Annotated in this window: 19 protein-coding genes; 14 read left to right on the top strand and 5 right to left on the bottom strand. The window is 59.1% G+C overall.

Features of this window, described 5'->3' with window-relative positions; all coding sequences use genetic code 11:
- The 12 genes from RIN61_RS20180 (at nucleotide 1) to RIN61_RS20235 (ending at nucleotide 10765) form a co-directional block, all read left to right on the top strand.
- Nucleotides 1-738: a hypothetical protein gene (locus RIN61_RS20180; RefSeq protein WP_313853660.1), complete on the top strand. Its 738-nt coding sequence runs from the start codon at nucleotides 1-3 to the stop codon at nucleotides 736-738.
- Between the two features lie 7 nt (nucleotides 739-745).
- The gene (locus RIN61_RS20185) at nucleotides 746-1207 is read left to right on the top strand and encodes a hypothetical protein (protein ID WP_313853662.1); all 462 of its coding nucleotides are present in this window, start codon (nucleotides 746-748) and stop codon (nucleotides 1205-1207) included.
- Between the two features lie 91 nt (nucleotides 1208-1298).
- Nucleotides 1299-2477 (top strand): phage tail sheath subtilisin-like domain-containing protein, encoded by a 1179-nt coding sequence (locus RIN61_RS20190; RefSeq protein WP_313853664.1) that lies wholly within the window; start codon nucleotides 1299-1301, stop codon nucleotides 2475-2477.
- Between the two features lie 12 nt (nucleotides 2478-2489).
- On the top strand, nucleotides 2490-2999 hold the full coding sequence (locus tag RIN61_RS20195; RefSeq protein WP_313853666.1) for a phage major tail tube protein: 510 nt from the start codon (nucleotides 2490-2492) through the stop codon (nucleotides 2997-2999).
- 34 nt (nucleotides 3000-3033) lie between these two features.
- Nucleotides 3034-3330, top strand: a complete 297-nt coding sequence (locus tag RIN61_RS20200; RefSeq protein ID WP_313853668.1) for a phage tail assembly protein — start codon at nucleotides 3034-3036, stop codon at nucleotides 3328-3330.
- Nucleotides 3331-3456: 126 nt separating this feature from the next.
- Nucleotides 3457-6543, top strand: coding sequence for a phage tail tape measure protein (locus RIN61_RS20205; protein WP_313853670.1), 3087 nt, complete (start codon nucleotides 3457-3459; stop codon nucleotides 6541-6543).
- Nucleotides 6544-6552: 9 nt separating this feature from the next.
- On the top strand, nucleotides 6553-7398 hold the full coding sequence (locus RIN61_RS20210; RefSeq protein WP_313853671.1) for a phage tail protein: 846 nt from the start codon (nucleotides 6553-6555) through the stop codon (nucleotides 7396-7398).
- On the top strand, nucleotides 7373-7579 hold the full coding sequence (locus RIN61_RS20215) for a tail protein X (RefSeq protein ID WP_178075685.1): 207 nt from the start codon (nucleotides 7373-7375) through the stop codon (nucleotides 7577-7579). Before RIN61_RS20210 ends, RIN61_RS20215 begins: the two co-directional genes overlap by 26 nt.
- A gap of 61 nt (nucleotides 7580-7640) precedes the next feature.
- Nucleotides 7641-8693: a phage late control D family protein gene (locus tag RIN61_RS20220; protein ID WP_313853672.1), complete on the top strand. Its 1053-nt coding sequence runs from the start codon at nucleotides 7641-7643 to the stop codon at nucleotides 8691-8693.
- Nucleotides 8694-8711: 18 nt separating this feature from the next.
- The gene (locus tag RIN61_RS20225; RefSeq protein ID WP_313853673.1) at nucleotides 8712-9263 is read left to right on the top strand and encodes a glycoside hydrolase family 19 protein; all 552 of its coding nucleotides are present in this window, start codon (nucleotides 8712-8714) and stop codon (nucleotides 9261-9263) included.
- Nucleotides 9260-9820 (top strand): lysis protein, encoded by a 561-nt coding sequence (locus tag RIN61_RS20230; protein ID WP_313853675.1) that lies wholly within the window; start codon nucleotides 9260-9262, stop codon nucleotides 9818-9820. Before RIN61_RS20225 ends, RIN61_RS20230 begins: the two co-directional genes overlap by 4 nt.
- Before the next feature lie 150 nt (nucleotides 9821-9970).
- Complete coding sequence (locus tag RIN61_RS20235; RefSeq protein WP_313853677.1) at nucleotides 9971-10765, top strand: DNA adenine methylase; 795 nt, start codon at nucleotides 9971-9973, stop codon at nucleotides 10763-10765.
- Here the strand turns inward: RIN61_RS20235 and RIN61_RS20240 are convergent.
- Nucleotides 10748-11455, bottom strand: coding sequence for an SOS response-associated peptidase family protein (locus RIN61_RS20240; RefSeq protein WP_313853679.1), 708 nt, complete (start codon nucleotides 11453-11455; stop codon nucleotides 10748-10750). The genes RIN61_RS20235 and RIN61_RS20240 overlap by 18 nt on opposite strands.
- Nucleotides 11456-11557: 102 nt before the next feature.
- Here RIN61_RS20240 and RIN61_RS20245 point away from each other — a divergent pair, with 102 nt between their 5' ends.
- Nucleotides 11558-11986, top strand: a complete 429-nt coding sequence (locus RIN61_RS20245) for a LexA family protein (RefSeq protein WP_054572226.1) — start codon at nucleotides 11558-11560, stop codon at nucleotides 11984-11986.
- Complete coding sequence (gene umuC, locus RIN61_RS20250) at nucleotides 11976-13247, top strand: translesion error-prone DNA polymerase V subunit UmuC (RefSeq protein WP_313853682.1); 1272 nt, start codon at nucleotides 11976-11978, stop codon at nucleotides 13245-13247. The genes RIN61_RS20245 and umuC overlap by 11 nt, the downstream gene beginning before the upstream one ends.
- Nucleotides 13248-13533: 286 nt before the next feature.
- Here the strand turns inward: umuC and RIN61_RS20255 are convergent, their stop codons facing one another.
- The 4 genes from RIN61_RS20255 to RIN61_RS20270 all read right to left on the bottom strand — a co-directional run bounded on the left by RIN61_RS20255 (nucleotide 13534) and on the right by RIN61_RS20270 (nucleotide 18495).
- A complete protein-coding gene (locus RIN61_RS20255; RefSeq protein WP_313853684.1) occupies nucleotides 13534-14268 on the bottom strand; it encodes a HEPN domain-containing protein in 735 nt (244 codons plus the stop codon).
- Between the two features lie 322 nt (nucleotides 14269-14590).
- On the bottom strand, nucleotides 14591-14797 hold the full coding sequence (locus RIN61_RS20260; protein WP_313853686.1) for a hypothetical protein: 207 nt from the start codon (nucleotides 14795-14797) through the stop codon (nucleotides 14591-14593).
- A 727-nt stretch (nucleotides 14798-15524) separates the two neighbouring features.
- A complete protein-coding gene (locus tag RIN61_RS20265; RefSeq protein WP_313853688.1) occupies nucleotides 15525-16790 on the bottom strand; it encodes an AAA family ATPase in 1266 nt (421 codons plus the stop codon).
- Between the two features lie 835 nt (nucleotides 16791-17625).
- Nucleotides 17626-18495 carry an AraC family transcriptional regulator gene (locus RIN61_RS20270; RefSeq protein WP_215521161.1) on the bottom strand — a complete coding sequence of 290 codons (870 nt, stop codon included), beginning with the start codon at nucleotides 18493-18495 and terminating at the stop codon, nucleotides 17626-17628.
- Between the last annotated feature and the right edge of the window lie 51 nt (nucleotides 18496-18546).

Below are 18546 nucleotides of genomic sequence, written 5' to 3' on the forward strand. Positions count from 1 at the left end.
ATGAGTCTCGAAACCGAAATTGCTGCGCTGACGTCGACAGGCAAGGCCCTGATCGACACGATCAACGGTAAAAAGGCAGGTATCGATGCGGCGCTGGCCGCTGCTGTAGCCGCTGCCCCGGCCATCGGCCGAACCTTCTACGTCGACCAGGAGCTTGGCGTGGATACCGCAGCGGGTACCGTCGATGCCCCGCTGAAAACCATCAACCAGGCGCTTGCCAACACCCCTAGCGGTGGCACGGTGGAAATCGTCTTTGTCAAGGACTACGTGCTTGATTCGGTAATCTCCGCTAGCAACCGGGGTATTGTCATCCGTGGCGATACCGTTGGGGGTAATGTGCGCAAGCTGACACTGAGAGACTTTCCGACGGGTACCGGCACCAAGCGCATGGGGGGCTTCCAAGTGGGGCGCCGGGTTTCCATTACCTTTGCTGATTTGACCTTGGCGCTGCCAGACACGGCCGGACTGACGCTGCCGCTCGACAACTTCTACGCCTTGCTCTACGCCGGCGGTAATACCATTCCGCCCTTCCTGCCGTTCAACCTGTACAACGTCGCGTTCACCTTGGCCGGCACCTTCGCCGGCAAACTTGTCGGCCCAGGCATCAACTCCCTCGCTTTTGTGGTGATTGCCAGCACTATCCCGACTGCTCTTGAGGGTTCGCTGATTACCGGCGTGGCTGCCGGCAAGGATCCAAACACCGTCCCTTGGCTGATTACCAACGTCACTAAGCTGTGAGGCACCCATGCGCAAAGAATCCCTGAACATCACGTTTGAAGGCTCCAACTACAACGGCTTCGACTACGCCCGTCTGCCGATCGGCGCGGCCCGCCTGGTGGCAGCCCAGCAGATCGAGGAAGCGGCGGACAGCGCCCGCTCTGCTGTCGTGGGCAACAACCTGCGTGTGATCGAGTACCAGCTGACCGAGCAGGAAGCCTCTGCGTTCAAGGCCGCCGGCTTTGAGGGTGAGGTTCCGGCCACTGTCCAGGCCTGGGTCGATGCGGCGGGCCTGAGCCCCCAGGCGGCGGCCGAGAACATTCTGGAAGAAGCGGCCGCCTGGAAAGGCGCGCTCTACACCATCCGCGCGGCGCGCCTCAAAGGCAAGGTTAATGCGCTCAAGGCGGCCAGCCATGACGAGGCCGAGGCTATCGCGGATCACGCCATTGCGGCGATCAATGCCAGCGTCGTAGGCGTCGGCAACGCCTGACCCTCTCGTCACCCCTTGAGCGCCCCGATTACCGGGGCGTTTTCGTTTCTGCAGGGCCGCCCAGTGCGGCCCTTTCTTTTGGAGCTATTCCATGGCTGGATTCTTTCACGGCGTTACCGTAACGAACGTCGACAACGGCGCGCGCACCATCGCCATCCCATCTACCTCGATCATTGGCCTGGTCGACACCTTCACCCCCGGCCCTGGTGTGGATAGCACCCCAACCGCGAAGGCGAACGAACTGGTGCTGGTCACCAGCTTGCGCGAAGCCGTCGCGGCTTGGGGGGCTGATTCGGCCATCACCAAGGCCTGCGAGGCGATCTACACCCGCGCCAAGGCGGTGATCGTCGCCTGTGGCGTGACCAAGGTGGAGGATGCGGCCGCGCAGACCTCCGCGATCATCGGCGGTGTGCTGGCCGATGGCACCCGTACCGGTCTGCAGGCGCTGCTCGATGGCAAAAGCCGCTTCAACGCCAAGCCGCGGCTGTTGGTGGCGCCCAAGCACAGCTCCACCCTGGCGGTGGGTACCGCGCTGGTGGGCCTGGCTGACAAGCTGCGCGGTCTCGCCATCCTCGACGGCCCTGGCACTACCGACGAGGCCGCCCAGGCCTACGCCGCAGAGTTCGGTGCTCGGCGCGCGTTCATGGTCGATCCGGGCGTTAAGTACTGGGACACCATCGATTCCGCCACGGTGGATGCGCCGGCCTCGGCCTGGACCGCCGGCCTGTTCGCCTGGACCGATGCCGAATACGGTTTTTGGGCATCGCCATCGAACAAGGAATACGTCGGGGTCACCGGCACCACCCGCTCGGTGGAGTACCTGGACGGCGACGAGACCTGCCGGGCCAACCTGCTCAATAACGCCAAGATCGCGACCATCATTCGTGATGACGGGTACCGCCTGTGGGGCAACCGCACGCTGTCGAGTGATCCGAAATGGGCCTTTGTCACCCGCGTGCGGACCATGGATATCGTCATGGACGCGATCCAGTACGGCCACAAGTGGGCGGTCGACCGCTCGATTACCGCGACTTACGTCAAGGATGTGACCGAGGGCCTGCAGGCCTTCATGCGCGACCTCAAGAACCAGGGCGCCATTATCAACTTCGAGGTGTACGCGGACCCCGAGCTGAACACCGCCAGCCAGCTGGAGGAGGGCAAGGTGTACTGGAACATCCGCTTTACCGATGTGCCGCCGGCGGAGAACCCGAATTTCCGCGTTGAAGTTACCAATCAATGGCTGACCGAAGTTCTCGACTCGGCTGCATAAGGAGCGTTTTACATGGCAATGATTCCCGAAACCCTGGCCAACATGAACCTGTTCGTGGACGGCATCAGCTTTCAGGGTGATGTTCCCAGCCTGACCCTGCCCAAGCTCACCCTCAAGATGGAGGAGCACCGCCCCGGCGGCATGGATATGCCGGTGGAGATGGACCAGGGCATGGAGAAGCAGGAAGCCGGCTTCACCACTACCGGCGTGCGCCGCGAGTCGCTGAAGTTCTTTGGCCTGGCCGACGGTACCGCCTTCAATGGCGTGTTCCGGGGCGCCTTCAAAGGCCTCAAGGGCCGAATCACCCCGGTAATCGTCACCCTGCGCGGCAGCCTCAAAGAGGTCGACATGGGTGACTGGAAGGCCGGCGACAAGGCCGAGATCAAGCACGCTGTCAGCCTGACCTACTACAAACTGGAGGTCGACAACCGCACGGTCTACGAGATCGATGCGCTGGGCATGCGCCGCGTTATTGAAGGCGTCGACCAGCTGGCCGAACAGCGCGCCGCGCTCGGCCTGTAACCCCACCTCCCCACGAATTCAAGGAAGCACCCTCATGACCAAGAAAACCCCAGCCTGGCTGACCCTGTCGGCCGACCGCGTTACCGTAACGCTGAGTAAGCCAACCGAACTGAACAGCGTGATGGTCGACACCATCACCATGCGCTCGCCGACCGTGCGCGACATTCGCGTGGCGCAGCGGGGCGCAGGCGACGATGACGAACAGCGCGAGCTGAACCTGTTCGCTTCGCTGGCCGAGGTTAGCGCCAAGGAACTGGAGGGCATGGACCTCAAGGACTACACCCGCCTGCAGACCGCGTATTTTCGCCTGGTGCAAGACGACGACGTTTGATGCGGCCACGCAGAAACGGCTGGCCAAGCGGCTGGCCAAGGAGCTGAATTTCTCGGCCACTGAGATATCCGGCATGTCCTTCGCGGACATGCAGTGGTGGCTCGGCGACTGAGAAGGGGGTAACCGATGGCAAAAATGCAGTTAGCCCTGGTGATCGGCGGCGCCGTCGCGTCGTCGGTCGGCGCCGCGTTCAAGAACGTCGAAGGGCGCATTTCCAAGCTCGAACAGAAAGGCAACAAGGCCAAGGTGCTCAAGAGCACCATTGGCGAAACCATGAAGCTGCAGGCCGAGTGGAAGCGGGCACACGATGCCGGCGCCGCCGGCGCCGACAAGCTGCTGCGCAAGCTCAATGGCAACCTGGATTCGCTGCGCAAGCAGGGCGTCGAGGTTGGCCGCCTGAGCCGGGAATATCATCGCCTGGCCCGCGAGGCGAAAGGCGCCGACCTGCAGCTTAAGGGTCACCAGCAAATCGACACCGGCCGCTCGGGGCTCAAGTCCAACGCGGCAGCGGCCGCTGTGGGCGTGGGCCTGGCGGCCGTGCCGACCAAGATCAGCGCCGACTATCAGGCGATCATCCGCGACATTGCGATCAAGGCCGATGCGGTCAACAAGCCCGAGGAGGTTCAGCTCAGCCGCACCGTGATTCAGACGGCCAAAGGCACCGGCATGGGCCGCAATGATGTGGCCGATCTGATCAACCAGCTGGTCGGCGCCGGCATGGAGCTGGACAAGGCCATGGCCTATGCGCCGACGGCGGCCAAGTTCGCAGTCGGCCAAGGCGCCTCGGGCGTCGACACGGCCAGCATGATCATGGCGCTGCAGCAAAACGCCAAGATCAGCGATCCCAAGGTCATGGAGCAGGCCCTGGAGGCCATCGCCTACCAAGGCCAGGCGGGTAGCTTCGAGGCCAGCGACATGGCCAAGTGGTTCCCGCAATTGCTCGCCGGCATGGAAAAGAACGGCATCACCGGCATGGACTCGGTTTCGTCCCTGGGCGCCATGCTGCAGGTGCAGATGAAGACTGCCGGCAGTTCGGATGAGGCGGCGAACAACTTCAAGAACTGGATGGAGAAGATCGGTTCCAGCGATGTGGTCAAGGCCTACAAGGATGCAGGTATCGACTACCAGGAATCGCTGAACACCGGCCTGCAGAAGGGCATGAACGTTATCGAGTCCTCCATGGCCCTGGCCATGAAGTACGTCGAAGCGACAGACCCGGCGAAAGCCAAGAAGATGAAAGAGGCCCAGGCCAACATCGACAAGGAGGTTGACCCGGAGAAGGCCAAGGCGGCGCTGGAGGCGCTGGAAAAGACCCTGCGCACCGGTGACCTGTTCGCCGACATGCAGGTCAAGGCGGCGCTGACCGCCTATGCGCAAAACCGGGGCCTGTATGCCGACCTGAAAGCCGATTCGCAGAAGGCGACGGGCATTCTGGAAAAGAACCTGGCCGAGCGCCGCGAAACATCGTCCCAGCAATGGGCCGAGACGGCCCAGGCGGTCGACGATGCCATGCGCAGCATTGGCGATGCCATCCGCCCGGCCACCGACATGGCGGCCAAGGGGCTGACGGCGGTTGCCCAGGGCATCACCACGCTGTCGGACAAGTTCCCGGCGGTGATCATGGGGCTGGCAGGGTTGGCTGCGGGCATCAGCGGGTTGCTGGCTGTCCGCAGTGGTGCCAAGGTCGCGCGAGGCGCGTTCAACGTCGCGCGCGGCCGCGCCTGGAGCGCTCGACGCGGCGGCAAGCTCGAGGAGGCCCCGGCTGAGGCGGCGCTACCCAAGACCGGCAATCGAGTGCTGGACGCCGGCATGGGCGCGCTGGGCAAGGTGTTTGGCGTGCCGGCCAGCAATGACCCGGCCCCAGGAGTCGGCAGCGAGCCGCAGCGCGTGTTCGTGGTCAATGCCGACGCTATCGGCCGGCTTGGCGGTAGCGTGGCTAATTCGGGCCCTGCAGAGGCTGGTAGCCGTCGTGCGCGTCGTCGTCGCCGGCGCCGTGCTGGGACAATGGCCGATGTGCGCCGCGCGCCGGGTGCGCCAATGGCCGGCGTGGCGGCGCTCGCTGGCGCAGCGGAGGCGGCCGGTGAAGCGAACAAGCTGGGGCGGATGGTGCGCAGCGTGCGCGGCATCACCCGAGCCGCTGGCAAGCTGCCGGGTGGCAAGCTGATTGACGCGGTACCGGGCGCGCTCGATGTGGCGTTGAACGCCGAAACCCAGGACGAAAAGGCCGAGGGTTACGGCGGGGTGGCGGGCGGCATGGCCGGCGCCATGGCGGGTGCGGCCGCTGGTGCAGCGATTGGCTCGGTTGTGCCGATCATTGGTACCGCTGTCGGTGGCGCCATTGGCGCAGCCCTCGGTGGCCTCGGCGGTGAGTCTGTCGGTGGCTGGCTGGGCAAGAAATGGTTCGGTGAGGAACAGCCTGAGTCGGACCAGGTCGCAAGCGCTGAGCCAGCGGCACAGCAGGGCGAGGCGCAGGCCCCGGCGACCAAGGAATCGGCCCCTGTGCCGGCCCTGCCGGTGGCGGCTGCGATGCCGGCACCGGTGGTCAAGGACCTGGCCCCGCTGGCCGCCATGCCTGCACCGGCGGCGGTCACCACCCGGCCAGCCGCGCCGTCCAAGTCGGTCGATCAGATGACTGACGCCGAGGTCGAGCAGGCCTATGCCAAGCTGCCGAAGTTCGCCCAGCGCGACCTGTTCGACGGGGTTGGCGGGTTCGGTGGTACCGGCGCGGGCCTGGGCGAGGGCTTCGCCCCGACCTTGACGCTGGATGCCAAGCCCGCCAAGCCCGCCAAGCCGCGCCCTGCGCCGCCGGTGGATCAGACCCAAGCGCTCGGCATGGCTGTGCGCGAGCTGCAGAAGGTGCCGCAGCTGCCGCCCTCGATTGCCCCGGTGGTTTCGCAGGTGGTCAAAGGTGGCGGTGAGCCTGGCGCTATGGGCGATGTGGTGCGTTCCCTGGTGGCATCGGTGCAGTCGCCGGCGGTGACCCTCCCGGCGGCTAAGTCCGTCGAGAAGGCCAAGCGCGAGCCGGCGAAGGTTGACCAGTCGTTTACCTTCGCACCGAACATGCCCATTGTCGTGCATGGTGATGTGAAAGACCCCAACCAGATCGTGCGCGAGGCCGAGCAGGCGCTGCGCGTGATGTTTGAAGGGTTCCAGCGCGAGGTGGCGGCCCGCCAGGCCTCGGTTAGCTTGTTTGATGCGGCGGATGTCGCTTAAGGAGGTGCCATGGCCTACATGGAGCTGATGGGCTCGACGCTGTCGGCGCTGGTGGCGGCTGGCCAGGCCGGCCGTACCAGTCTCGACGGTATGCTGGGCCCGCTAAACGGGGCTGTCCGTGACATGACGGGCGCCGCCTCAGAGCTGGAAAGCCTGCCGATTATTGGCCCGATGGTGGGCGAAAAGCTGCAGCGCACCATGCGGCAGATCAATGCGGCCCACTCCGCAGTGGGGCAGGTGGCGGCGAAGTACAGCCGGGCCGTTTCGGCGGCCTCCCAGGTGGAGCAGCGCCTGGGTACGCTCAAGGAACAGGCGGCCAAGGCCGGGGCGGCGGTCAATCGCATTGGCGGGAAGCTCAGCCCAAGCCTGGGCAATATCTTCCCGAGCAGTGTGCTCGGCGCCGACATGACGCCGGCGGCCGAGGCGGTGAAGCCGTTCCCGCATCTGCTGATCATCCAGCCGCAAGACCCGAAGCTTAAGCCCTACTACTTCAACCTGGACACGGCCGCGTTTGATGAGCTGACGCGCAAGACCGCGTTCCGCTGGGCCGGGCAGGAGCGCCTGACGCGTGAGATTGCGCAGCAGGCGGTGGGGCAGGGTGAGGACAAGCTGACGATCAAGGGTGCGATCTTCCCGCTGTTCCGGGGCGGTATCGGCCAGCTGAACGAGTTGCGCAGCATCGGCCGGCGCCTGCAGCCGCTGACCCTGACCACGGGTTACGGTGAGGTGCTGGGTACCTGGTGCCTATTGAGCGTGGACGAGGAGCAGGGGGCGCTGCTACCTGGCGGCATCCCGCGCAAGCAGGGCTTTAACCTGGAGTTTGTCGCCTATGGCAATGACATGCAGAACGTCTGAGGGCGACCTGCTCGACAGCCTGTGCCACGCCTACTACGGCACCCTGGTGGGTACCGTCGAGGCGGTGTTGCAGGCCAATCAGGGCCTGGCCGAGGAGGCGCAGCCGTATCGCGCCGGCGTGCTGATCTACCTGCCCGACCTGACAGCGGCCGAGACCGAGCAAGTCACCTTGTGGGATTGATCCCGCGTTACGCGTAACGAACCCCGCCCTGTGCGGGTTTTTTCTTTTCTGGAGCAACCCCATGAAGCCTGTGTTCCAAATCGTCGCGGATGGCAAGGACATTACCGCGCTGATCAATGATCGCCTGTCGCTGCTGCGCACCTCGGACAAGCCCGGCATGGAGTCGGACGAATTCGAGCTGCGCATTGACGACCGCGCCCAGGCCGTCACGTTGCCCTCGCGCGGGGCCAAGATCGAGGTCTTTCTAGGCTACAGCGCGCAGGCCATGGCGCGCTTGGGCAGTTACACCGTGGACGAGGTCGAGGTGACCGGTCCGCCGGACACCATCACCTTGCGCGGCAAGGCCAGCGACATGCGCGGCAGCGGCAAGACCACCCGCAGCGGCAGCTGGGAGGATGTGGCGTTGGCCAAGATCGTCAGCGATGTGGCCGCCCGCAATGGCTGGGAGCCGGGCTGTACGGTGCAAACCAAAGTGCCGCGCGTCGACCAGCGCAACGAATCCGACTTCAATTTCATCACCCGCCTGGCCAAGCAGTACGACTGCACCGCCAAGGTGGCCAGCGGCAAGCTGGTGGTGCTGCCGCGCCAGGGCGGGCAGAGCGCGAGCGGCAAGGCAATCGGTGTCGTCACCATCAGCCGCGCCGATGTGAGCCGCTATTCGTTCCGCCTGGGCGACCGCAGCACGCAGAAGGCGGTGAAGACCCAGCACCAGGACAAGGCCACCGGCAAGTTGAACGTGGTTGAGCTGGGCAACGACGACGCCCCCACCGGCCTGCCGGGCGTGCACACCGACCGCCATATCTACCCCAACAAGAGCGCCGCCGAGCAGGCCGCCAAGGCGCGGCTGGCCGCGTTCAACCGCAGCACCGCCGCCGTGCGCCTGGAAATGGTTGGGCGTACCGACCTGTTTGCCGAACGGACCATCAACGCCCAGGGCTTCAAGAACGGGCTCGATGGCGAGTACCTGGTGGACAGCGTGGAGCAGGTGTTTACCGCCTCGGGCTGGACCACGACCGTCGAATGCAACGGCGGCAAGAAGGGCAAGGCCACCGCCAAAGGCAAGAAGAAAAAAGAAACCAAACCATTGCGCACGGTGGATGTGTCGCCTGCGTGAACCTTACGGAGAGAAGCAATGCCGATCACTGAAAAACAGCTGCAGCAGATCCTACCGAACGCCGGCCGCAAAGCCGGCGTTTTTGTTCCCGGCCTCAACGCCACCATGGGCAAGTACGCCATCATCACGCGGCTACGCATGGCTGCGTTTCTCGCCCAGGTGGGGCACGAGTCTGGCCAGTTCCTATACGTGCGTGAACTCGGTAGTGATAGCTACCTGTCGAAGTACGACACCGGCCGCTTGGCACAACGCCTGGGCAATACGCCGCAGGCTGATGGCGATGGTCAGCTCTACCGTGGTCGAGGGCTCATCCAGGTGACAGGTCGCGACAACTATGAAGCCTGCAGTGAGGCGCTATTCGGCGACAGCCGACTGCTCAACACACCAGAGCTGCTCGAACAGCCCGTCTATGCCGCGCTGTCTGCTGGCTGGTTTTGGCACAGGGAAGGCTTGAACAGCTTGGCCGATAAGGGCGACATCCTCGCCATCACCAGGCGGATCAACGGCGGTACTAATGGGCTGGAGGATCGAAAGGCCATCTACAAACGGGCACTCGAGGTGCTGCAGTGAGCGCCTGGGGCACTCGCCACATAGTCTTGGCAGCGCTGGTGATCACGTGTGCCATCGGCGCGCGGGCGGCTTGGGTTTGGCAGGCCAACGCGTTCGGAGCGCAGCTCGCAGAGCAGGCCGATGCTTACGGCAAGCAGTTGGCGGACAAAGACCGCGCGCATGGCCGTGAGCGTGAGGAAGCCGCAGCAGCAGCGCTCGACCAACTCGCAGAGCAGCAGGATGCGCGTCGCGCCCTGGAGGCTCGCCTGCAGGATCAGACCAAAACGCACTGGAAGGAAATGAACGATGCTCAACAAGCTCAGGCTCGTCTGCGTGACCGGCTTGCTACCGCTGATCTGCGGCTGTCAGTCCTTGTCGACGCCGAAGCCCTTGCCACCCAGGGTTGTGACAGTGGGATGCGAGAAGCCGCCGGCTCCCGAGGCGTGGTACATGGCGCCGTACGCGCCCAACTTGACCGAGCGCATGCTCAACGAATTGTCGCCATCACCGATGAAGGCGACCGGGGACTGATCGCGCTGCAGGCCTGCCAGGCCTACGTCCGCGAAGTCACCAAGTGAAAAGAGGCGAGCCGGGTGGATGCGCCAACATCCAGCCCGGCCCGCCGAACCCGCAGACCCTTCCTGCAAGTCCAGCCGTGGCCTCTGCCTTGTGCACAAAGCGCGGCGAGCCTACACCTGTTTATTCATACAGTAAAGACTTGCATACCTATGACCTCACCAATCATCCCCTGGATGGGTGGCAAACGCCGCCTGGCCGACCGCTTGATCCCTCTGTTCCCCCCTCATGAATGCTATGTCGAAGTCTTCGCCGGCGGAGCCGCGTTGTACTTCATGCGTCCCCAGCCAGCCCCGGTGGAGGTGCTGAACGATCTCAACGGTGACCTGGTCACCCTTTACCGGGTTGTGCAGAACCACTTGGAGGAGTTCGTGCGCCAGTTCAAGTGGGCGCTCAGTTCCCGTCAGATCTTCGAATGGCAGAAGATGACCCGTCCCGAAACGCTGACGGACATCCAACGTGCTGCCCGGTTCTTCTATCTCCAGCAGCACGCTTTCGGTGGCAAAGTCACCGGGCAGACGTTCGGTACCGCGACCACCGGGCCTGCCATCAATCTGTTGCGTATCGAGGAGAACCTATCCGCCGCGTGGCAGCGACTCGCCGGCACCTACGTCGAGAACCTGTCCTGGCTCGCCTGCGCCGAGCGCTACGATCGAGCACACACGTTCTTCTACATGGACCCGCCGTATTGGCAGACCGCCGGCTACGGCGTGGATTTCCCCTTCGAGGAATACGAGCGAATGGCGGAATTCATGCGGCGTTGCAAGGGCAGGGTGATGGTCAGCATCAACGACCATCCAGACATTCGGCGTGCATTTGAAGGCTTCCACTTCGAGTGTGTGGATATCCGCTACAGCAATACGAACCAGCGTCAGGGCAAGGCCGATGTGACGGGAGAACTGGTTATCATGAATTGGGACCCAGCTCCGCTAGGGCAGCTGTTCTGATACCTGCACGGGCTCGATGAGCTCTGCTCCCTGATTGCGCACGTTGCCAACCAGCTTGCTCACTGGATGCCACTTGAAGTCGCCAGCTGGGCGGCAGCCCAGCTGTGCGATCTCTTCGGCACGCGCTGCTGTTGTGGCTGGATCTATCCACTCTCTGGCCAGCTCGGGCCTTAGGACGAGTGGCTTGCGGTCATGGATATCGACCATGCCTTGGTCCGCTGCGGCGGTGATAATCACAAACCCGTCGCGGTCGTCAGGCTCGATCCCTTCATGCACTTCAGCTAGTGCAGCGAAGAACAGCGGCTCATCGTCTGCAGCCGTAATGTAATAGGGCTGTTTCCGCTTCGGATCGGCTGCGTCGGGTATCCACTCGAACCAGCCGTTAGCCGGTGCGATAGCCCGGCCTACTGGCCATAGCGCCTTGAAGAATTTCCCCGTCATCACTGTCTCGGCCCTCGCATTAATCGGGTCGGGACGCTTCCCCTTTGCCCAAAAGGGCGCCCATCCCCATTTGACTCGATCCACCCGCAGCCCTGCAGCGTTCTGCCGGATCAGCTCGACCCGTGTTGATGGCGCGACGTTATAGCGGTTGATCCGCTCATGGTCATAGCCATTGATCACCACCAGGTCGAGTGCCAGCTGCCTGAGGTAAACATCCATTGCCTCGTAGATCGAGTACCTTCCGCACATACCTACCTCTAACGTTTATCGGGATCCTCTCGCTCAGACATTGACCGGAGCGCGATCTATCAGTTAACTGTATGTTTATACAGTTTTCCGAGTCCGTCCATCATGTCCATCACATTTTGGGGAACGCCAATCGGTGGCCCCACGCAGTTGCCGGTGTATTCGTTCCGCGTGCCTGCAGGCTTCCCGTCGCCGGCGGCGGATCACCTCGAGCGGCACATTTCCCTGGACGAGCTCTTCGATCTTCGGGCGCCGCATATGTACCTGGTGCAGGTTGAGGGCGACAGCATGCAGGGCGCCGGCATTTACTCCGGGGATTTGCTGATCGTAGATCGTAGTCGTGATGCCGAGCACGGTGACATCGTGATAGCGGCCATCAACACAGAGCCGGTCTGTAAGCGGCTATACCGGCGTAACGGTGTGGTGATCCTGCAATCTGAAAACCCAGCCTATCCACCGAGGTATGTGATGGAAGGTGATGACCTGGTGATCTGGGGTGTGGTCCGCTACAGCGTGCGTGACCATGCGCAGTGACCAAGTGTTCGCGCTGATTGACTGCAACTCGTTCTATGCGAGCTGTGAGCGCGTGTTCCGGCCGGATCTGGCCAAGACCCCCATCGTGGTGCTGAGCAACAACGACGGCTGCGTGATCGCCAGGTCGTACGACGCGAAGCCATTCGTCAAAATGGGCGAGCCTTACTTCCAGTGCAAGGACAAGCTGCAGCGGCACGGCATTGTGACCTTTTCATCAAATTATGCGCTTTACGGCGACATGAGCGAGCGCGTCATGTCGCTGATTGAGTCGATGGTGCCAGCCGCAGAGGTGTATTCGATCGATGAGTGCTTTGCCGATCTGACTGGGGTTCAGGGCAACCTTACCGAGTTCGGCCGCCAGGTGCGTGCCAAGGTGCTTAAGTGCACCGGTATCCCGGTAGGGGTAGGAATTGCCCGTACCAAGACGCTGGCAAAACTGGCCAACCATACCGCGAAGCGCCTGCAGGCGCAGACCGGGGGCGTAGTCGATATCTGCGACCCGTTCAAGCGGGACTGGGTATTGCGCAACACCGAGGTCAAGGAAGTTTGGGGGATCGGCCGGCGGATGACAGCGCACCTTGAGTCGATGGGAATACGCACGGCAATGGACTTGGCCAAGACGGACCCGTGGACGCTGCGCCAGAAGTTCAGCGTGGTCGTTGAGAAGACAGCCAGGGAGCTCGCCGGCACACCGTGCCTAGAGCTCGAGGAGGCTGCCCCGCCCAAGCAAGAGATTTGCTGCAGCCGGATGTTCGGCAAGCGCCTGACTGAATTGGCACCGATCAAGCAGGCGGTGGCCAGCTATGCCGGCCGGGCGGCCGAAAAGCTACGAGGGCAGGGTTCTGTGTGCAAGCGTATGCGAGTGAGCATCCGCACAGGCATGTTCAACCCGGACGAAGCCAAATACGCCAAGGGCGTCCTGGTAGAGCTGCCGTATCCCACTAACGATACGTTGTTGCTCACCAGGGCGGCTACCGAGGCGGTGGACAAGGTCTATCGCCCTGGGTACCGATACAGCAAAGCCGAGGTGCTGCTTATGGATCTGCGGCAGCCGGGCGAGTTCACGGATGACTTGTTCGCGGTAACTCAGCCGGTGGCCTGTGACCGGCTGATGTCGGTGCTGGACGAAATTAATGGCAAGTACGGCCGGGGGACGATGCGTTCGGCCAGCGTCCCCCGCGCCCCCGATTGGGTGATGCGCCGCGAGATGATGAGTAGGTCGTATACTACGCGAATCGATCAGCTATGGCGGGTGCGCTGAGCCCGCTTAAGAGCTGATATCGTACCGTTTCTGGTGGGGGAGGTGGCTGGCTGATTTCATGCGCCGCTGCAGGGGCAGGGTAATGGTTGGCATCAACGACCATTCAGATATCCAGTATGATTTAAACGGCTTTCCCTTCGAATGTCTTAATCATCACTCCAGCAGTGCGACCCAGCATTAAGGCGAGGCCGAATTGGCTGGAAAGTGCTAGTCATGAACGCGTCCAACAGAGCTAGATTTACTATTCTAGCTCTCGTCGGACGTTGGTAAACTATATGGTTGATAACTACTTTGATCTTGAACGGAGACTCATTAATATTTCGTCCGCTTTGGGGGAGTCTTTGAGAGTAGAATAAATCCCAAGGGCAGCTACATTGGCAGTGAAGGCCTGTTCTAAGGACGACGGCTCATCCCTGTATCTCGCACCTGTGGCACAGTGGGCGCTACGGATAAGATATGGATCAATAAAGATGTTGAGCTTTACTCGTATTAACTCGCTCAGGGTTGCGAGGTCGTGACCTTGTGCGCCTTTCGGGTACTTTTCTTCTGCCAGTTCTAAAAAGCCCTTTAACGTCTTTTCAACGCACTGCTGAGACGCCCATCGGCTTTGTGAGTAGCGATCAGATAAAATGTCTTCGGTCGAGGAGCTGTAGTCGTCCTTGCCAGCTTCGAATAAATTTGTAGTCGGGAGGTTGTTTCGCCATTGAAGAGCATGTAAAGCGAACATATGATATCGGTGATGGTTTATTATTTCTGCATCACTTAGCCTGTCAACCATGCCTTGGGGTAAATTATCCACAAGGGTTAAGATGTTTAAGCTCGGTCCGTCTTTGTTCGTGCCTTTTTGATTGCCACGGTTTCCTAAATTTCGGTGTGCGAAGAAATTTACAGTGCCCGCCCACTCACATAAGCGGACTCGCCATATGGCATTGCCGATTTTTGCGGGGACGTCACCTAAAGACAACTGTATTTTAAGCCGCTGTCCTAGGACGTCTTCGTACCATCGATTGGCTTTGGCCATCAAGATATCACCAGCGAAGCCGGTTTGTTCTGCCAAAGAGTCGGGTGGGAAAACCCGTCCACCCCAACCGAATGCCTCCCAGAATTTTCTACCAACGTGTAGGGGGCGCTGATGTGGCTTTACACCTTCGGAGTGGAGTACGCGATCTATCTCCATCATAAGTGCATCGAACTCAGCTGTATTCGCAGGGTAATTCGGCCATGAAAATTTTGGCATTCCGATATAACCTCTGAATCATATGTTCTGCAAGCTTCAAGGAAATCAATTAGTGGTGAAGTTTTTAATGGTTGGAAAGATGCTGCCAGCGAAGCAGCGTGAAGGCTCACTCCCGCAAGCTTTCTATTCCGGATGTGATCCCCTCAACATGGGAATCAAGGGTCGCTAGAACGCCCATGACGTTTTCATGGACGTGGACAGAGCCGCGATGACTTACCCATAGCGAGAGTTCCTCCAGCGCCGCTCTGATGGCAACCTGGTTCAGAAGCATAAGCTCAAGCGTGTCAGCTGTGATTGAGGCTTGTTCATCCATGACCATACTCCTAGTCTGAGAGTTCTTAGGATAGATTAGGGAAAATTCTAGGGCGCACTAGACCTAGACAGACCATTCGCTGACGCGAGAATAGCCGTTTTTCTGATCTATAGCAGCAAATTGAGAAGGTTGAGGCGGGCTCAAGATCCTATCTCTGGTCGCTGAAGATGCAGTACAGGCAGGGCCTCCCATACATTTCCGTTCTTATGCTGCAATGCGAAAAGGCGCACAAGCCATGATTTCTGCCTTGCGCGCCTTTTTCTGTCCCTTTAGCAACACAATTAAAGTAAGGTTTGCTTTTGCCGCTCAGGTTAAATGGAAATGCTATGTGGAGAGTTCTTTATTGAAAGCGTAGCGCCGGTGTGGTTAAAAAAATCAATGCTTCGTTTGCGGGTAGTAGCTCCGTGTTTCGGCACGCGCGTAGTGATGGCGTAGCATTCTCGTGCGTACCGAGAGTACTGGGCTTTGGTGTCGCTTATAGTGGATTTTAATTGTGAAATGGCTTTGTCCAGGTCGCATCCTTTTAATTCTATATATATAGCTTTCGGGGTCGGTTGTTCGCAAGTGATTAGCCAGTCACATTTTTCTTGGTTTTTGGCGATTAGGCAGCCATCAACTTGTATCTTATTCACCTCAAGGCGATTAATGTTTAGGATTTCTATGCGGCTTTTATTTTCGCTGACAACAATTTTGGGGTCTGTAACGGTGGTTGTACATAGCGCGTAATTCATTGTTCAGATCCACTAGAAATCATTTTGTTCATGACGTGCTCAAAGTGCTCAGAGATGTCGTCAAGTAAATCAGCGCCTATCATTCTATACTCAGGGTCAGCAATAGGAGTTGAGACGCCATCTAGGATCGTATAAGCTGCAGTATCCTCGAAGCTAATTGGACTGCTTGGTCCGTTGAGCTCTATGAAGTCTTCTAGGCTCATATTTCCGTTGGAAATTGTATCGTTGGCCAAAATTAAATTATTAATGGCTGAAAGTATGTATGGGCTATGCGATGTTATGAAGTAGCTATTGTTTGCGCGATCTTGGATTTTAGAGAGAAGTGAAATAACTTTGTTTTGAGCCGTTGGGAAGAGGTGTGCTTCTGGCTCTTCGATGAAGTACATGTCACCTACTGAGTTACTTCTGAGTACAGGCCAGATCATTAATACCAGTAGCATTGGTAGCGACTCTTGCTGGCCTGAAGATGCATTGGCTAAGTTTATCTTTCTTCCCTTTGTCACAATCCAATCTTGTTCGTCTTCGTATTGGTACTTTCCGCTAACGACTGTTTCAAAAATATCAGAGTAATTTGCAACGGCTTCGTCGACGCGGCCAATCAGATATGGTTCTCCGTAAAATCGCTTAGATTGCTCATAAATACGGCCGAAGTCTTTTAGGTAAGGGTCGATTTCAAGGTTGGACGCCAAGAAGGTGAAAATATTTTTCTGAAGATTGGCAAAGAAACTTCGGCTGGCAGGGATAAAAATTGGCTCGCCATTGAAGAATGAATACTCTGATCTGAGTGGCTCGGTGATGTGATTTCGCACCAAGCTCCAGTCTTCTAGGAAGTCATCCTCGGGCGCCTTGAGTTTGTGTTCTTCAGTTTTACGTTTGTATGTGGCTTTTTTTGCATTGAAAGTTTTGGTTAGGTTTTCAGAGTATTTAAGGGTGATGGTTGTCTTGTTTTTTTTATTAGACTTTCCGTCAATGGCTATACTGATTTCACCATTGACGTATAGGATATTGAAACTAGAGCCTTCCCAGGAGTACCTAGGAAACCGCTCTTCGAATTTGGAAAGAATTTTTTTATCAAATTCTCTTTTTGTATCGAAAGTGCGAATGCTTTGGATAAATATATTTGGGATGGTTTTAAAGAAGTTTGTAAGTTTTGCTAATAGACTCTTGCCGTTGGCTTGAGGGCCTATGATGACATTGAGTTTTTTGATTTCTATTTCAGCGTTCTTTAGTACTACGAAGTTTTTTACTTTGAGTTTTTCCACTCGATAATCCCTTATTGTGACTCCAGTGCGATACGTATAATGCAATGGGCCGAACGGAACCCATCTGCATCAAATGAGTGTGGGCAGATTGATATTATTTGCGTTGCAAGTCAATACGCAAAAACACGGTAGCGAGGCCTATTGGTGCGGGTAATTAGGATGACGAACGGCAAGGGCAGAGCAGTTGATGAAAGAGAGGTAGGAGGCGGGCGAGTTGCTGACGGGGGCTATAGGACAACGCGAAGCATTTTCAAACAGCGAAGGGTTATTCGGCGCTTTGGTTTGTCCGCTGAGCTCTAGGTGGACGCAGGCGGAGGGAACCGATTAAGGGCAAGGTCTACTTTGACTGGCAGTAGGAAAGCCGATCAGCTTTTGGCACATTGGTAGTGGTAAAAAAATGGTACAGGCTCAAGCTAGGAGGGATAGAGGCCAATTGAGTAGCGGGTTTCAGGAAGCACCTGCCCAATCCATCATCGGTGCAACGCTGAAGCGACGGGAAGGCTCAGGGCGCGTGGTTGCTGGGTTAGAGCCTGGGTTTGTGGTCATATCGTTCAACGTGTCTTGTACCAAATTCAGCAATTTCGAGGGGGTTTGTAGCAATCCGAGGGCGCGAGGTAGCAAAAGTCGACGGCGGGAGATCGGTGATTGCTAGGGCAGGCGGCTAGTTTATCAAGAGAGCAGGGTATCCGTCTGGACTCGATCTATGCGCGGCCCTGCAGCCTTATGCCGGATCACCTCCGGCATAGGGCACGCGTTTCCCGCCGATCTCAGCCGAAAACGGACGAAGGTCTCGCAGATGGCATACCTCAAAACCCCTGGCGGCCGTCTAGCCAAGTTACTTGAGCGGCACGTAGATATCCGTTTGCCATTGCTCCAGCGGCGTTTCCGGATACACGCTCAAATAGTGAAAGAACAACGGATGGTCACGCAGTTCCTCGTTACTCGAAGGCAACCAGTCCCGATAAACCGGATAGATGGTTTCACCAATGTAGTCAGGCGACCCGGTATGCCGGAGTACGGCGCAGCGGCCCGCCGGGATGATGCGTTCGTGCACGCCAAAATCATTCGGCTGCACGGCTTCGTCTATCTCGCCACACACGGCGAAGCGAAAGGCGTGCGCCGGGGTGGTATCGGGGTTGTCGTGGGGAATGCCGAAGGTTCGGCTGCTGGCCACCGGTGACTGACCGCTTTGAATGCGCCATTGGCGAAAACGCGCAACGCTTTCACTGATGAGGCTGGGCGCCCCTTGGTGTTCGAGCGCGGCTACATGAGTTTCGGCGAAATCCACGATACGGATCTGCATGGTGATGCTCCTGGAATGATGGGGAACAATGAAAACCGCACTCCAGGCCTGCCAGTTCGGGGCCTTGGCGAATACGCTCGGCGCCATGCCAAAAGCACGCTTGAAGGCCCTGGAAAAGGCTTCGGGGCTTTCGAAGCCGGCGCCGAGAGCTGCTTCCAGCACCGAGATGGCAGGCGAGGCGACCAGTTGATGCGCCGCGCGTCGAAGCCTCATCAGTTGCACATACCGTGAAACCGGAACGCCGATGTATGCCGTGAACTGCCGATGGAAATGAAATGCCGAGAAGTGGGCGACGCGGCTCAGGGCAGTTACCGACAGGTCACCTTCGAGGTGGCTGTCGATGTAGGCAAGCACGGCTTCGAACCGTTTTGCGTAGGTTGGGTTGTGCTGTGAGTCAGTCAACGAGCGGAATCTCCGGAAGGTGCGGTGAGCGCTAGCATCCGTTGTTCAGGC

Origin of the sequence: Pseudomonas inefficax (assembly GCF_032164165.1) — a bacterium.
In the GTDB taxonomy this organism is placed as follows: Bacteria; Pseudomonadota; Gammaproteobacteria; order Pseudomonadales; family Pseudomonadaceae; genus Aquipseudomonas; species Aquipseudomonas inefficax.

Bases quoted from the DNA above. Each gene is read 5' to 3' on its own strand.
- RIN61_RS20180 (WP_313853660.1), top strand. From the start codon at position 1: ATGAGTCTCGAAACCGAAATTGCTGCGCTGACGTCGACAGGCAAGGCC.
- RIN61_RS20185 (WP_313853662.1), top strand. From the start codon at position 746: ATGCGCAAAGAATCCCTGAACATCACGTTTGAAGGCTCCAACTACAAC.
- RIN61_RS20190 (WP_313853664.1), top strand. From the start codon at position 1,299: ATGGCTGGATTCTTTCACGGCGTTACCGTAACGAACGTCGACAACGGC.
- RIN61_RS20195 (WP_313853666.1), top strand. From the start codon at position 2,490: ATGGCAATGATTCCCGAAACCCTGGCCAACATGAACCTGTTCGTGGAC.
- RIN61_RS20200 (WP_313853668.1), top strand. From the start codon at position 3,034: ATGACCAAGAAAACCCCAGCCTGGCTGACCCTGTCGGCCGACCGCGTT.
- RIN61_RS20205 (WP_313853670.1), top strand. From the start codon at position 3,457: ATGGCAAAAATGCAGTTAGCCCTGGTGATCGGCGGCGCCGTCGCGTCG.
- RIN61_RS20210 (WP_313853671.1), top strand. From the start codon at position 6,553: ATGGCCTACATGGAGCTGATGGGCTCGACGCTGTCGGCGCTGGTGGCG.
- RIN61_RS20215 (WP_178075685.1), top strand. From the start codon at position 7,373: ATGGCAATGACATGCAGAACGTCTGAGGGCGACCTGCTCGACAGCCTG.
- RIN61_RS20220 (WP_313853672.1), top strand. From the start codon at position 7,641: ATGAAGCCTGTGTTCCAAATCGTCGCGGATGGCAAGGACATTACCGCG.
- RIN61_RS20225 (WP_313853673.1), top strand. From the start codon at position 8,712: ATGCCGATCACTGAAAAACAGCTGCAGCAGATCCTACCGAACGCCGGC.
- RIN61_RS20235 (WP_313853677.1), top strand. From the start codon at position 9,971: ATGACCTCACCAATCATCCCCTGGATGGGTGGCAAACGCCGCCTGGCC.
- RIN61_RS20240 (WP_313853679.1), bottom strand. From the start codon at position 11,455: ATGTGCGGAAGGTACTCGATCTACGAGGCAATGGATGTTTACCTCAGG.
- RIN61_RS20245 (WP_054572226.1), top strand. From the start codon at position 11,558: ATGTCCATCACATTTTGGGGAACGCCAATCGGTGGCCCCACGCAGTTG.
- umuC (WP_313853682.1), top strand. From the start codon at position 11,976: ATGCGCAGTGACCAAGTGTTCGCGCTGATTGACTGCAACTCGTTCTAT.
- RIN61_RS20255 (WP_313853684.1), bottom strand. From the start codon at position 14,268: ATGGCCAAAGCCAATCGATGGTACGAAGACGTCCTAGGACAGCGGCTT.
- RIN61_RS20260 (WP_313853686.1), bottom strand. From the start codon at position 14,797: ATGGATGAACAAGCCTCAATCACAGCTGACACGCTTGAGCTTATGCTT.